This window comes from Photobacterium sp. DA100 (genome assembly GCF_029223585.1).
Taxonomy (GTDB): domain Bacteria; phylum Pseudomonadota; class Gammaproteobacteria; order Enterobacterales; family Vibrionaceae; genus Photobacterium.
On record NZ_CP119423.1, the window covers coordinates 260,617 to 273,099 of the forward strand.

Sequence of the window (12,483 nt, forward strand, 5' to 3'; positions counted from 1 at the left end):
TATGGATAAGAAAGCATCTCGTATCCGTCGTGCGACCCGTGCACGTCGTAAGATTGCTGAACTGGGTGCAACTCGCCTAGTTGTACACCGTACTCCACGTCACGTGTACGCTCAGGTTATCGCACCAAATGGTTCTGAGGTAATCGCAGCCGCTTCTACAGTAGAAAAAGCGATCCGTGAGTCGGTTAAGGGTACTGGTAACAAAGACGCTGCTGCAGCTGTAGGTAAAGCTATTGCTGAGCGCGCGATTGAAAAAGGCATCTCTACAGTTGCATTCGATCGTTCTGGTTTCCAATACCACGGCCGTGTAGCTGCACTAGCAGAAGCTGCTCGTGAAGCTGGTCTGAAATTCTAAGGTAGGCGGAAGATGGCTAACGAAAAAACACAATCAGATTTGCATGAAAAGCTGATCGCTGTTAACCGTGTATCTAAGACGGTTAAAGGTGGTCGTATTTTCAGCTTTACTGCACTAACTGTAGTTGGTGACGGTAACGGTCGCGTTGGTTTCGGTTACGGCAAGGCACGTGAAGTTCCTGCTGCGATCCAGAAAGCGATGGAAAAAGCACGTCGCAACATGGTTAATGTTGCCCTAAACGAAGGTACTCTTCACCACGCTGTTAAAGGCCGCCACACTGGTTCTAAAGTGTACATGCAGCCTGCATCAGAAGGTACTGGTATCATCGCCGGTGGTGCAATGCGTGCAGTGCTAGAAGTTGCGGGTGTTCGCAACGTACTAGCTAAAGCATACGGCTCTACAAACCCAATCAACATCGTTCGCGCGACAATTGACGGTTTGAGTGGCATGAACTCTCCAGAAATGATCGCTGCGAAGCGTGGTCTTTCTGTTAAAGAAATTCTGGAGTAATTGACATGGCTAAGACTATTAAAGTTACGCAGACCAAGAGCTCTATCGGCCGTCTGCCTAAGCACAAAGCTACTTTGCGTGGCCTAGGCCTTCGTCGCATCAACCACACTGTAGAACTTGAAGATACTCCGTGCGTACGCGGTATGATCAACAAGGTTTACTACATGGTTAAAGTTGAGGAGTAATCAGAATGCGTTTGAATACTCTATCACCGGCTGCGGGTTCTAAGCCTTCTGCGAAGCGCGTAGGCCGTGGTATCGGTTCAGGTCTGGGTAAAACTTGTGGCCGTGGTCACAAAGGTCAGAAATCACGTTCAGGTGGTTCTGTACGTCCAGGCTTCGAAGGCGGTCAAATGCCTTTGAAACAGCGTCTACCAAAATTCGGTTTTACTTCTCGCAAGAGCCTTGTAACAGCTGAAGTTCGTCTAGGTGAGCTAGCGAAAGTTGAAGGTGACGTAGTAAGCCTTGAAACTCTTAAGGCTGCGAACGTAATCACTAAGAACATCGAGTTCGTGAAAGTTGTACTTTCTGGTGAAATCGCTCGCGCTGTAACAGTTAAAGGTCTACGCGTGACTAAAGGCGCTAAAGCTGCTATCGAAGCTGCAGGCGGTAAAATCGAGGAATAATTAACTCGAGGATGAGGTACAGATGGCTAAACAACCAGGACAAGATTTTCGTAGCGCCCAAGGTGGCCTAGCAGAGCTTAAGACACGCCTATTATTCGTTTTAGGTGCTATCTTAATTTTCCGAGCAGGCTCTTTTGTGCCTATTCCTGGTATTGACGCTGCTGTACTTGCCGATCTGTTCGAACAGCAAAAGGGTACCATCATTGAACTGTTCAACATGTTCTCTGGTGGTGCACTTGAGCGTGCTTCCATTCTAGCACTGGGTATCATGCCGTATATCTCGGCATCGATCATTGTCCAGTTGCTGACGGTTGTTCACCCGGCTCTTGCCGAGTTGAAGAAGGAAGGGGAGTCTGGCCGTCGTAAGATTAGCCAGTACACCCGTTACGGCACGCTTGTTTTGGCAACCTTCCAAGCAATTGGTATTGCAACGGGGTTACCAAGTATGATCCCGGGTCTGGTTATTAACCCAGGCCTTGGATTCTACTTTGTTGCGGTTGTTAGTTTGGTTACCGGTACCATGTTCTTGATGTGGTTGGGTGAACAGATTACGGAGCGTGGCATAGGTAACGGTATATCTTTGATTATTTTCACTGGTATCGTTGCAGGTTTGCCGCCAGCTATTGGACAGACAGTGGAGCAAGCGCGTCAAGGTGAATTGCACGTACTTCTTCTACTATTAATTGCAGTGATCTCTTTCGCTGTTATTTACTTTGTAGTGTTCATGGAACGTGGTCAGCGCCGTATCGTCGTTAACTACGCCAAGCGTCAGCAAGGCCGTCGTGTCTTTGCCGCGCAGAGCACTCACCTGCCGTTGAAAATCAACATGGCAGGCGTAATTCCAGCGATTTTTGCATCAAGCATTATTCTGTTCCCGGGTACACTGGCTCAGTGGTTCGGTCAGAATGAGAACCTAGGTTGGCTCAGCGATATTTCACTGGCGCTAAGCCCAGGTCAGCCACTTTACGTGATGCTGTATGCTGCTGCGATTATTTTCTTCTGTTTCTTCTATACCGCGTTGGTGTTTAACCCTCGCGAGACAGCTGACAACTTGAAGAAGTCTGGTGCGTTCGTACCTGGTATTCGCCCGGGTGAGCAGACCGCAAAATATATAGATAAAGTGATGACTCGCCTGACATTGGCTGGCGCGTTGTATATCACATTTATCTGTCTGATCCCCGAGTTTATGATGATTGCATGGAATGTCCGCTTCTATTTTGGCGGTACTTCACTACTTATCGTAGTTGTGGTCATTATGGACTTCATGGCTCAAGTTCAGACACATCTGATGTCTCAACAATATGAGTCTGTTTTGAAAAAGGCTAATCTTAAGGGCTCAGGCCGTTAAGATCCCATTTACGGAGTTTAGCAATGAAAGTTCGTGCTTCCGTTAAGAAAATCTGCCGTAACTGTAAAGTTATCAAGCGCAACGGTGTTGTGCGTGTAATTTGCAGTGAGCCAAAGCACAAACAGCGCCAAGGCTAATTAGCAGAAATATTTCTTGCAAATTGAAGGTAGGTTGGCTAAATTAGCCAACCAATCTTTTGTGTGTGCAAAAGAATTGTTCCACCGCTGCGTATCCTAAACGGGCTTTGCAGCGGTTATTCTTGAAAAGTACTAGGAGTGAATAGTGGCCCGTATTGCAGGCATTAACATTCCTGATCAAAAACATTCTGTAATCGCTCTTACTGCGATCTACGGCATCGGTAAGACTCGCTCAAAAGCTATCCTAGCTGAAGCGGGTATCGCTGAAGATGTTAAGATCAGTGAACTAACTGAAGAGCAGATCGATCTACTGCGTGATGGTGTAGCTAAGTACACTGTAGAAGGTGATCTACGTCGTGAAGTTTCCATGAACATCAAGCGTCTAATGGACCTTGGCTGTTACCGTGGTCTTCGTCATCGTCGCAGTCTACCACTACGTGGACAGCGTACTAAAACCAACGCACGTACCCGTAAGGGTCCGCGCAAGCCGATCAAAAAATAATCGGAAGGTAGAGTACAATGGCTAAACAACCAACTCGCGCTCGTAAGCGCGTACGTAAGCAAGTTGCTGATGGCGTTGCGCACATTCATGCTTCTTTCAACAACACAATCGTAACCATTACTGACCGTCAGGGTAACGCTCTATCTTGGGCTACTGCAGGTGGTTCTGGTTTCCGTGGTTCTCGTAAGTCTACTCCGTTCGCTGCACAGGTTGCTGCTGAGCGCGCTGGCGAAATGGCCAAAGAGTATGGCGTTAAGAACCTGGAAGTTATGGTTAAGGGCCCAGGTCCTGGTCGTGAGTCTACTATCCGCGCTCTAAACGCTGCGGGTTTCCGTATCACTAACATTGTTGATGCGACTCCGATCCCTCATAACGGTTGTCGTCCACCTAAGAAACGTCGCGTATAACGTTTCGTTTCTAGGAAAACTGGAGAAAGAACATGGCAAGATATTTGGGTCCTAAGCTGAAGCTTAGCCGTCGTGAAGGCACAGACTTGTTCCTTAAGTCTGGTGTACGCGCGATTGATACCAAGTGTAAAATTGACAATGCACCTGGTGTGCATGGTGCTCGTCGCGGTCGTCTATCTGACTACGGCGTACAGCTTCGTGAGAAGCAAAAAGTTCGTCGTACTTACGGCGTACTAGAGAAGCAATTCCGTAACTACTACAAAGAAGCTGCTCGCCTTAAAGGCAACACAGGTGAAAATCTGCTTCAGCTTCTTGAAGGTCGTCTAGATAACGTAGTTTACCGCATGGGTTTTGGTGCTACTCGCGCTGAAGCACGTCAGCTGGTAAGCCACAAAGCGATCCTAGTTAACGGTCAAGTCGTAAACGTTCCTTCTTTCAAGGTAGCGGCAAACGACGTTGTTAGCATTCGTGAGAAAGCTAAGAACCAAGCACGCATCAAAGCAGCTCTAGAAGTTGCTACTCAGCGTGAACTACCGACTTGGGTCGAAGTAGACAGCAGCAAACTAGAAGGTACTTTCAAGCGCCTTCCAGAACGTTCTGATTTGTCTGCCGACATCAACGAACACCTGATCGTCGAGCTTTACTCTAAGTAAGGCTATAGTTAAGAGAGGACACAATGCAGGGTTCTGTAACAGAATTTCTTAAGCCACGTCTTGTTGATATTGAACAAGTTAACACGACGCATGCAAAAGTAACTCTTGAGCCGCTAGAGCGTGGTTTCGGCCACACTCTTGGTAACGCTCTCCGTCGTATTCTTCTATCTTCAATGCCGGGTTGTGCCGTAACTGAAGTAGAAATCGACGGTGTGTTACACGAGTACAGCACCAAAGAAGGAGTACAGGAAGACATCCTTGAAATCCTTCTAAACCTTAAAGGCCTAGCCGTTAAGGTTGAGGGTAAAGACGAAGTTATCCTTACTCTGAACAAATCTGGTGCAGGCCCTGTTGTTGCAGGTGACATCACCCACGACGGTGATGTTGAGATTGCGAACCCAGAGCACGTAATCTGCCACCTAACTGATGACCATGCTGACATCAGCATGCGCATCAAGGTAGAGCGTGGTCGTGGCTATGTACCAGCGTCTGCTCGTATTCACACTGAAGAAGACGAGCGTCCAATTGGTCGTCTGCTAGTTGATGCAACTTTCAGCCCAGTTGACCGTATCGCATACGCCGTTGAGGCAGCACGTGTAGAACAACGTACTGACCTTGATAAGCTAGTTATCGATATGGAGACTAACGGTACTCTTGATCCTGAGGAAGCGATCCGTCGCGCAGCTACTATCCTAGCTGAGCAGTTGGATGCATTCGTAGATCTTCGTGATGTACGTGTTCCTGAAGAGAAAGAAGAGAAGCCGGAGTTCGATCCGATCCTACTGCGTCCTGTAGACGATCTTGAACTAACTGTTCGCTCTGCTAACTGTCTAAAAGCAGAAGCGATCCACTACATCGGTGATCTTGTTCAGCGTACTGAGGTTGAGCTCCTTAAGACTCCAAACCTTGGTAAGAAGTCTTTGACAGAAATCAAAGACGTGCTGGCATCACGTGGTCTGTCTCTAGGTATGCGCCTAGAAAACTGGCCGCCAGCATCTATTGCTGAAGATTAATAGTTACTGATATCTAGTTAGAAGGATTAGGTCATGCGCCATCGTAAGAGTGGTCGTCAACTCAACCGCAACAGCAGCCATCGCAAAGCGATGTTCAGCAACATGGCTGGCTCTCTGGTACGTCACGAACTTATCAAGACTACCCTGCCTAAGGCAAAAGAGCTGCGTCGCGTAATTGAGCCATTGATTACCCTAGCTAAGACTGACAGTGTTGCTAACCGTCGTCTTGCATTCGCACGTACTCGTGATAACGAAGTTGTTGCGAAACTATTTAACGAACTGGGTCCACGTTTTGCTCAGCGTCCAGGCGGTTACACTCGCATCATGAAATGCGGTTTCCGTGCTGGCGATAAAGCCCCTATGGCTTACATCGAGCTAGTAGACCGTCCTGAAGCTCAGGAAGAAGCTGCTGCTGAATAAGCACTAGCGCGTTAAATAAAAAAGAGGCCGAGTCTTAGACTCGGCTTTTTTTTTGCATCTGGTTTATTACTCATAATGGTAAGGACGCGGATGTATGATTTATCTGATTGTCGACAGCTCGGGATTTGGCGGAATTGAGAGCCACATCCAGCAGTTAGCTATACTGCTTCAGTCCAAGCAGGCCGAGCTTGAAGTTGTTTACCTCCAGCATTACCCCTCACACCCGCAGTATGCGGAGCTAGAGCAGCACCATATTTCCTACCGTTTCCTTAGCGAGAGCTCTGTTACTACTTTTTTTCGTCAGCTTAAGGCGGATGACATCGTCCATGCCCACGGCTACAAGGCCTCGATCCTATCTCGTTTTGGCCGGTTACTGGCTCGATACCATTTGGTGACCACTTTCCATGCTGGCGAGGCGGTGTCAGGCAAGCTGGCCTTCTATGAGTGGCTCAACCGCTATACCGCGGCCTTTTCCTACAACCTTGCCGTCAGTGAAAAAATCAAAACAGACTTGCCATTTCGTTGCGAATTGCTGCGCAATTTTGTCCATTGCCAAAACGCTAACGATAGCCGCAACCGCCATTCGACGCTGCAGGTCGGCTTTGTCGGCAGGCTAAGCCATGAAAAGGCCATCGATCGCTTTGTTTTTCTCTGCGCACAGCTACCGAATATCAAGTGCCATGTGTTTGGTGATGGCGACCAAGCCGGGATGCTGCAAGGTCGGCCTGTCATCTGGCATGGTGCCGTGCCTGCGATGGAGCCCTATTGGCACTTGCTTGATGTTTTACTTATTACCTCTCGGGCGGAAGGCATGCCGATGGCTGCCCTCGAAGCCATGGCGCACGGTGTCGTGGTGCTATCTACGGATGTGGGTGAAATGCCCTCGCTACTGGAGCAGGAGTGTTTGGTTGCCGAGGCGCACTGGCAGGCTCTCGCCGCAAGGGTGAAAGAGCTCGATAATGCCGGTGACGAAGCCTGGCAGCGGCTGTCAAAGCGGCAACACCAGCTTGTCAAGAACCACTACAGCGGTGAGGCGTGCTGGCAACAACTGGCGCGGATCTATCGGATGGTATGATGGCTACTCGTTGTTCTCCGCTATGTGCCCCATTTCTGGGATTGTAGTCAGAGTGAATAGAGCACGGTCGTCTTCGTGATTTTGTGGAGTGCGCTGCCAAAGATACTGGTGGCGTTCACTACTGGGCATCAGCACCATGTCCTGTCTTTCGTGTTCTGTCAGCACCGTTTCCAATAAACCATCGCTGTAGCCGTGCAGGCTATGACCCTCATCCAGTTTCATGCGATATCCCCCAGTCTGAGGCGACTCGAATAACCCTAACAAGCCGGAAGACTGGTCAATATGATGGCATGAGTTAGTGCAGTGGATCGGCTTTGGCATTCCGGCGTTGTAGAGGGTGATGGTGTTGTCGGTAGCAAGGTGAAGGACCAGTAAGCACACCAAGTTATTTGCCTGGGTTTGATAGAGGTATTGGTTGAGGCGGCGGCAAAACTGTTCTGGGGTGATGTCCGGATCTTGGAGCAGGCCCAGGATCACCCCGTAGCTGATCCCTCCATTGGCTTTTGCGATGACGCCATGCCCCATCAGATCGCCGAGGATCACCATAGTGGAGCCATCTGGCCGCGGCTGGTGAATAAAGAAATCGCCACTGATCTCCGGCTCTCTGCTTAGCAGGAGCCTGAAGTTTCCCGTGGTCAATGTCGTTGTGGCAGCTGCTTTTGAACCGGGCATAGCGGTGTGCTCAAATTGTTGCAGCAGGTTGTCTTCGAAGGCACTGAGTAAGTTGTCATGGCGTTTGAGTACCCGTTCTAGTACTTGGAGTAAGCGCCACTTGTCGATAGGCTTGGTGAGGAAATCATCGATGCCTGACTGACTGACGGCCGTCATCGTTTCCGACAATGTATCTCCCGATAAGAAGACAAAAGGTAGCAACCGGTGTTGGCGCTTATTGGCCACTAAACGGCGAAACTCGAGCCCATTGATATTTGGCATCCACAAGTCGGTCAGCACCAGGTCGCAGTGGTTGTCATCCAGCCAAACTAGAGCATCATCTGCCTGGCTGAAAATAGAGACTTGGTAATCCTGTTCGAGGTAGCTGCAAAGCATGGCCAGCTGACTATGGCTGTCATCGACAATGACCAAATGTTTACGGGAAGAGGCCTGGGGCAGGGCAAACTCAATGGTGTTGCCGCCTGTGGTAACTTGGTAACTGAAATCGGGGAAAATGGTTTTGATGATGGCCAGCCCCATGCCGGACTCGCAAGGGAGTTCGGGTAGTGCTGCATCTGATAGTTGCTGTGCAAGTGCCGCCCAGGGGGCACCGTTGTCGGTGATGGCAAAACGATATTGTCCTTCGACTTTACCGTAACTGATTGTGCAGTGAGTCGCGGACTGCTGCTGGTGATCTAATAGGTTAGTACAGTACTCGCTGCATACTAGCTTGATGTCCTGAATTAAGTCAGGAGTTAGCAGCAGCGCCTGGGTTTTGACGTCCAGCACCCGTCGTATATTGGCTATGTTTTCATAACTTAGCGCAAACTGGCGCTGGAACAAAACCTGATTCATCCCGATTGATCCTTGATCGTAACTTGGCTATTGGTATTTTCCCTGTAGCAGCGGACTGTTTTGAATGTAGTCGATAAGCAGGTATTTGAGGCTCTGGGGTAACCACCGTGCTTTCCCGTTCAATACCCTGATGATCTCTTCGGCCAATGAGGGGTTGTACTGATCGTTGACCAAGGTACCGAGTAAGCTGACGCCGTTTTGTTCCAGTTTATGGATGCAGGTCAGTAGCTCACTCTCGGTAGTTTTTGCGGCGGCAAGGCAAAGAATGGTGGCATCGCTGGCATGGCTGATCGTACCGATAGGTAAGTTACGCCAGTTGGTCTGGGTCAGAGTGCCGACATCGCACAGGATATAGTGGTAGCGCTGCTTCCAGCGCTTAATGGCTTGGCAAAAACTATCGTGTTGACGCAAATCTAGCACTGTTTTCTCATCTCTCGGACGGGGCAGTAGTGTTAGCTGCTCGGTGAGCTGGAGCATGGCCTCGGCTTCTCCTAGCCCGTTGCTGTGCCAGGGCTTGGCGGTACACCCCTGGCCGGATCCGGTCAGATCCAGATCTATCAGCAGTACCTTATGATCTTCCGCGCAGCGGCGCGCCAGCCAGTTGCAGTGGGTTGAGGTGCCACATTGGCTTGAGGCGCCTGCCAGAGTGATCACTCTGGCGTGATGGCGATGGATTTGGTGGAAGAGTTGCTCATATTCGCCGCTAAGCCAAGGTTTCATAATGCTGCTCCTAGGGCGATCAGGGTAAAGATCCCCAGCACGTCACGCAGCCCTTTGCGCCATTGCTCGCCCACCGAGTCGTTGAGGTTGGGGACATAAACCGTATCGCCGGGACGAAGTAGGGGCAGGGGATAACGGGCCGGGTCGATGACATAGTCGCGTAGATTGAATGTCTGGGCTTGGTCGCCACAGCATGAGGTGTTGACGATCATGATCCGCTCGATATAGGCATTGTCTGAAGGGCCACCGGCTTCGGCCAGTAAATCGAGGATATTCATTTGGTTATTGAAGGCATAACGGCCGGGTTTGTTGACCGAGCCCATCAGCCTGACCACCTGCTCGGCTGGCTTGTCCAGCCAGTTGCCTTTCATTTGGGGAACATAAATAACATCCCCGGGAACCACTTCGGGCAGCAGGCTTTCATCTCCGGTCTCAAAATAGAGTGAGAGGTTGAGAGTCGTCACCCTTGCCGTGTTGCCGTTACGGTGGCTGATGCGGATCTGGCGTAGATCAGCGTCGCCATCGGGACCGTCTGCGGCAGAGAGGATATCGAGAAAGCCCAGCTCTTTGTTGAAGGCATAGCGACCAGGGGCGCCGACCTGACCGAATACATAAATAGAGTCATCGGCAGATTGGCGTACCCAGCTCGACTTGTTGTCTGTCGGATCATGGGGAAGCTCGTCAATAATGATGGTATCGCCTGCGGCTAGGCGGGGGAGTTGGCTGAAGCTTCCCCCTTGGGTGATAAAGCTCTCCAAGTCAAAGTAAACCACACTGTTTCCGGTTCCTGCCTGGTCACGCAGCAAGCGAATGTTGCTGAGGTTGGCCTGCTGCTTGGGCCCTCCTGCATGGGAGAGGACATCCAGTAGGCCCATACTGCTGTTCCACTCGAATCGACCGGGATTGTTGACCGCACCGATAATTTTGATCGCACGGTCATTGGTGATCTTGAGCCAGGACTTTTCGTTGAAGTCTATTTTTTCAGGAATAAAGATAACGTCGCCGGGAGCAATATCAGGCAATGGATATTGAGCCGGGTTTTGGGTATAGGTGACCAGATTGATGCCGACCGGGGTTCCCTTGCTACGAAGCAGTTTGATTTGTGTGGTATCGGCAAAGCGTGTCGGCCCGCCGGCGTTAGCGAGCACATCGACAAAGCCAGTACCGGGGGAGCTTTCATAGGCTCCGGGTGCCTGGACCTCTCCCATAACGTAGACGGTTCGAGTGGTTGTGTTGATATCCTCAACTTCGATAGGAGCAAAGATGGTGGTACCCGGCTTGACGGGAGGAAGTTCGGTGGTAACCCCGGTATCTAAATAGGCTTTGAGATCGAAGAGGTAAGGGACGTTATCGGTGATCACCCTGATTTTGGTGACATCAGCATAGCGGGTGACGCCATCGGCACGCATCAGGGCATCGACAACGGTCATTCCGGGTTTGTAGCTGAAGGTTCCGGGATTTCGCAGTTCACCGAAGATGGTGATCCCTTGCTCTTCGTCGGCATCGCCCCCCTCCCTCAGTGAGGCTGCATCAAAATCGACTTCGACGTTGCCGAGCAGCGGTGAGGCCGGGACAAATATGGTATCGCCCCCTTGCAAGGCTGGGAGCATGGCAGGATCGCCGCTGTCGAGATAGGCCTTGTAATTGAACAGCACGGAGCGGCCGTTGCGGATCAGCTTGAATTGATCCAGCTGGGCGCCGGGCCGGGCCCCTCCGGCGGTGGATATTGCCATCTGAACATTGGCTCCGGGCTTGAGCGATATCATTCCTGGCTGCTCGACATAGCCGAGAACCTGCACCCGCAGGACTTGCTCGAGGATACTGAGCCTGAATTCATCGAGGTTGCGGTACACAGTCCTGAGCCGTTCTCGCAATAGCTGCTCGGCTTGCTGCTGGCTTAGCCCTGCAATGGGGACTAAGCCCACCTCAGGCAGCCTGATCTGGCCTTGATCGTCGATCGTGAAGGGGCCATTGAAATCGCGCTCTCCCGGCAGCTGGAGAAATACTCGATCCCCGGGGGTAAGGGGATCTCCCCTGGCCGGGGAGAATACGACAATGCATAGAATTAGCATAAGCCATTTCATAGTGACCCCGGAGTAAGCTGTTCGCGGACCGCATGCCAGTCACCGAGAGAATATACCCGGTGTGAGGCTCGGGTATGGTGGTCAACCAACACCCGGGCCTCGACTTTACGATTGCTGAGTCTCTCGGTCTTAGAACTAGGATCCTCGAGCGACTCTTTTTCACCAGCGCTGAAAATTGAAATTTGGTGGGCATTGACCCCTTGCTCGATAAGGTAGCGCCTAACCGCATCTGCCCGGTGCATCCCCAGCTGGTAATTGCTCTGTGCGGTTCCAATGGTGTCGGTATGACCGGTGAGTTCAAGCAGCCAGTGTTCTTGGCGTTTCAGAATAGCGGCTGCACGACGCAATGCATTTTGGTAATCAGGTAATAGTTTGGTTCTGTCAAAGGCAAACTGATTGTCGACCCGCATCAATAGCAGCAGTTGCTCCCTGAGCTGGATCTCGGAATAGCGGGTATCCAAACACTCAGTATGGTGTTCGAGCCAGTCCATCTGGCGCTGGATTTTGGCGAACTGGGTTTGGTAGGCCAACAGGGTAATATCGGCATCATCGCTGAACCCCGCTTTGTGTTCTTGATTTGCTTTATCATGGAGGTTGACAAGCTGCTGGTATTGTCCCGGCAGGCACAATTTGACGCCGCGGGTCGCCAGTAGTTGGAGCTCGAACCTATGGTGCTCAAGCTCGTGCCACTGATCCACATCAGGTGGTGAGTATGGTGTATCACCCGTGGTTGGCCAGGTGGTGCAGCCATTGGCGAGCAGTATCATTAGCAGGCTTGAGAGTTTTCCCATATCAACCTAACTCCGCTGAGGTGATCAGAGGGATCACCTTGTCGATCCTTAACATTTTCATTAGCTGGCGCGGCTGGCCGTTAACATTGAGCAGACGTAATGTTTTTCCTCTGCTTTTTAAGCGCTTGTATAAGAAAACAATGGCACCAATTCCACAGGAGTCAATAAATTGTACCTGGGTCATGTCGATGACCATCTCATCGCTATCGGTTTGGCTCAGTGCTTCGAAGTCTGGTTCCATCTGTCTGGCGAGATGGGCATCGAATTCATTCTGTAGCGTCAATCCGATATTGGCGGTATTTACGGTGTGATTCATAAGTGGCCTTTTCGATAGTGG

General features: G+C 50.7%; 17 protein-coding genes. 12 read left to right on the forward strand and 5 right to left on the reverse strand.

Annotated elements, in window-relative coordinates; genetic code table 11:
* The first annotated feature begins 1 nt into the window (after position 1).
* The 12 genes from rplR to PTW35_RS01395 all read left to right on the forward strand — a co-directional run bounded on the left by rplR (position 2) and on the right by PTW35_RS01395 (position 7,045).
* Positions 2-355, forward strand: coding sequence for a 50S ribosomal protein L18 (rplR, locus tag PTW35_RS01340; RefSeq protein WP_281026246.1), 354 nt, complete (start codon positions 2-4; stop codon positions 353-355).
* Between the two features lie 12 nt (positions 356-367).
* Positions 368-865, forward strand: a complete 498-nt coding sequence (gene rpsE / locus PTW35_RS01345) for a 30S ribosomal protein S5 (protein ID WP_039465392.1) — start codon at positions 368-370, stop codon at positions 863-865.
* A 5-nt stretch (positions 866-870) separates the two neighbouring features.
* Complete coding sequence (rpmD, locus tag PTW35_RS01350) at positions 871-1,050, forward strand: 50S ribosomal protein L30 (RefSeq protein ID WP_047885214.1); 180 nt, start codon at positions 871-873, stop codon at positions 1,048-1,050.
* A gap of 5 nt (positions 1,051-1,055) precedes the next feature.
* Entirely contained in the window at positions 1,056-1,490 is a 435-nt protein-coding gene (gene rplO / locus PTW35_RS01355; RefSeq protein ID WP_039465388.1) for a 50S ribosomal protein L15, read from the forward strand.
* Positions 1,491-1,512: 22 nt separating this feature from the next.
* Complete coding sequence (gene secY, locus PTW35_RS01360) at positions 1,513-2,838, forward strand: preprotein translocase subunit SecY (protein WP_039465384.1); 1,326 nt, start codon at positions 1,513-1,515, stop codon at positions 2,836-2,838.
* 23 nt (positions 2,839-2,861) lie between these two features.
* Entirely contained in the window at positions 2,862-2,975 is a 114-nt protein-coding gene (gene rpmJ / locus PTW35_RS01365) for a 50S ribosomal protein L36 (protein WP_000868186.1), read from the forward strand.
* 145 nt (positions 2,976-3,120) lie between these two features.
* The gene (rpsM, locus tag PTW35_RS01370) at positions 3,121-3,477 is read left to right on the forward strand and encodes a 30S ribosomal protein S13 (protein ID WP_036817714.1); all 357 of its coding nucleotides are present in this window, start codon (positions 3,121-3,123) and stop codon (positions 3,475-3,477) included.
* Positions 3,478-3,494: 17 nt separating this feature from the next.
* Positions 3,495-3,884 (forward strand): 30S ribosomal protein S11, encoded by a 390-nt coding sequence (rpsK, locus tag PTW35_RS01375; protein ID WP_036817716.1) that lies wholly within the window; start codon positions 3,495-3,497, stop codon positions 3,882-3,884.
* 32 nt (positions 3,885-3,916) lie between these two features.
* Positions 3,917-4,537 carry a 30S ribosomal protein S4 gene (gene rpsD / locus PTW35_RS01380; RefSeq protein ID WP_039465382.1) on the forward strand — a complete coding sequence of 207 codons (621 nt, stop codon included), beginning with the start codon at positions 3,917-3,919 and terminating at the stop codon, positions 4,535-4,537.
* A gap of 23 nt (positions 4,538-4,560) precedes the next feature.
* On the forward strand, positions 4,561-5,550 hold the full coding sequence (gene rpoA / locus PTW35_RS01385) for a DNA-directed RNA polymerase subunit alpha (RefSeq protein WP_107349871.1): 990 nt from the start codon (positions 4,561-4,563) through the stop codon (positions 5,548-5,550).
* A 33-nt stretch (positions 5,551-5,583) separates the two neighbouring features.
* Positions 5,584-5,970 carry a 50S ribosomal protein L17 gene (gene rplQ / locus PTW35_RS01390; protein ID WP_007468807.1) on the forward strand — a complete coding sequence of 129 codons (387 nt, stop codon included), beginning with the start codon at positions 5,584-5,586 and terminating at the stop codon, positions 5,968-5,970.
* Between the two features lie 94 nt (positions 5,971-6,064).
* Complete coding sequence (locus PTW35_RS01395; RefSeq protein WP_281026259.1) at positions 6,065-7,045, forward strand: glycosyltransferase family 4 protein; 981 nt, start codon at positions 6,065-6,067, stop codon at positions 7,043-7,045.
* Between the two features lie 3 nt (positions 7,046-7,048).
* Here PTW35_RS01395 and PTW35_RS01400 read toward each other — a convergent pair whose 3' ends face one another.
* The 5 genes from PTW35_RS01400 to PTW35_RS01420 are packed head-to-tail and all read right to left on the reverse strand — an operon-like array spanning position 7,049 to position 12,462.
* A complete protein-coding gene (locus PTW35_RS01400; RefSeq protein WP_281026260.1) occupies positions 7,049-8,551 on the reverse strand; it encodes a response regulator in 1,503 nt (500 codons plus the stop codon).
* A gap of 27 nt (positions 8,552-8,578) precedes the next feature.
* Complete coding sequence (locus tag PTW35_RS01405; protein ID WP_281026261.1) at positions 8,579-9,271, reverse strand: hypothetical protein; 693 nt, start codon at positions 9,269-9,271, stop codon at positions 8,579-8,581.
* Complete coding sequence (locus tag PTW35_RS01410; RefSeq protein WP_281026262.1) at positions 9,268-11,355, reverse strand: SLBB domain-containing protein; 2,088 nt, start codon at positions 11,353-11,355, stop codon at positions 9,268-9,270. Before PTW35_RS01410 ends, PTW35_RS01405 begins: the two co-directional genes overlap by 4 nt.
* On the reverse strand, positions 11,352-12,146 hold the full coding sequence (locus PTW35_RS01415; protein WP_281026263.1) for an OmpA family protein: 795 nt from the start codon (positions 12,144-12,146) through the stop codon (positions 11,352-11,354). Before PTW35_RS01415 ends, PTW35_RS01410 begins: the two co-directional genes overlap by 4 nt.
* 1 nt (position 12,147) lies before the next feature.
* Positions 12,148-12,462 (reverse strand): STAS domain-containing protein, encoded by a 315-nt coding sequence (locus PTW35_RS01420; protein ID WP_281026264.1) that lies wholly within the window; start codon positions 12,460-12,462, stop codon positions 12,148-12,150.
* Between the last annotated feature and the right edge of the window lie 21 nt (positions 12,463-12,483).

What these genes read in the sequence shown, in the direction of transcription:
- rplR (WP_281026246.1), top strand. Translation starts at nt 2, where the DNA reads ATGGATAAGAAAGCATCTCGTATCCGTCGTGCGACCCGTGCACGTCGT.
- rpsE (WP_039465392.1), top strand. Translation starts at nt 368, where the DNA reads ATGGCTAACGAAAAAACACAATCAGATTTGCATGAAAAGCTGATCGCT.
- rpmD (WP_047885214.1), top strand. Translation starts at nt 871, where the DNA reads ATGGCTAAGACTATTAAAGTTACGCAGACCAAGAGCTCTATCGGCCGT.
- rplO (WP_039465388.1), top strand. Translation starts at nt 1,056, where the DNA reads ATGCGTTTGAATACTCTATCACCGGCTGCGGGTTCTAAGCCTTCTGCG.
- secY (WP_039465384.1), top strand. Translation starts at nt 1,513, where the DNA reads ATGGCTAAACAACCAGGACAAGATTTTCGTAGCGCCCAAGGTGGCCTA.
- rpmJ (WP_000868186.1), top strand. Translation starts at nt 2,862, where the DNA reads ATGAAAGTTCGTGCTTCCGTTAAGAAAATCTGCCGTAACTGTAAAGTT.
- rpsK (WP_036817716.1), top strand. Translation starts at nt 3,495, where the DNA reads ATGGCTAAACAACCAACTCGCGCTCGTAAGCGCGTACGTAAGCAAGTT.
- rpsD (WP_039465382.1), top strand. Translation starts at nt 3,917, where the DNA reads ATGGCAAGATATTTGGGTCCTAAGCTGAAGCTTAGCCGTCGTGAAGGC.
- rpoA (WP_107349871.1), top strand. Translation starts at nt 4,561, where the DNA reads ATGCAGGGTTCTGTAACAGAATTTCTTAAGCCACGTCTTGTTGATATT.
- rplQ (WP_007468807.1), top strand. Translation starts at nt 5,584, where the DNA reads ATGCGCCATCGTAAGAGTGGTCGTCAACTCAACCGCAACAGCAGCCAT.
- PTW35_RS01395 (WP_281026259.1), top strand. Translation starts at nt 6,065, where the DNA reads ATGATTTATCTGATTGTCGACAGCTCGGGATTTGGCGGAATTGAGAGC.
- PTW35_RS01400 (WP_281026260.1), bottom strand. Translation starts at nt 8,551, where the DNA reads ATGAATCAGGTTTTGTTCCAGCGCCAGTTTGCGCTAAGTTATGAAAAC.
- PTW35_RS01405 (WP_281026261.1), bottom strand. Translation starts at nt 9,271, where the DNA reads ATGAAACCTTGGCTTAGCGGCGAATATGAGCAACTCTTCCACCAAATC.
- PTW35_RS01410 (WP_281026262.1), bottom strand. Translation starts at nt 11,355, where the DNA reads ATGAAATGGCTTATGCTAATTCTATGCATTGTCGTATTCTCCCCGGCC.
- PTW35_RS01415 (WP_281026263.1), bottom strand. Translation starts at nt 12,146, where the DNA reads ATGGGAAAACTCTCAAGCCTGCTAATGATACTGCTCGCCAATGGCTGC.
- PTW35_RS01420 (WP_281026264.1), bottom strand. Translation starts at nt 12,462, where the DNA reads ATGAATCACACCGTAAATACCGCCAATATCGGATTGACGCTACAGAAT.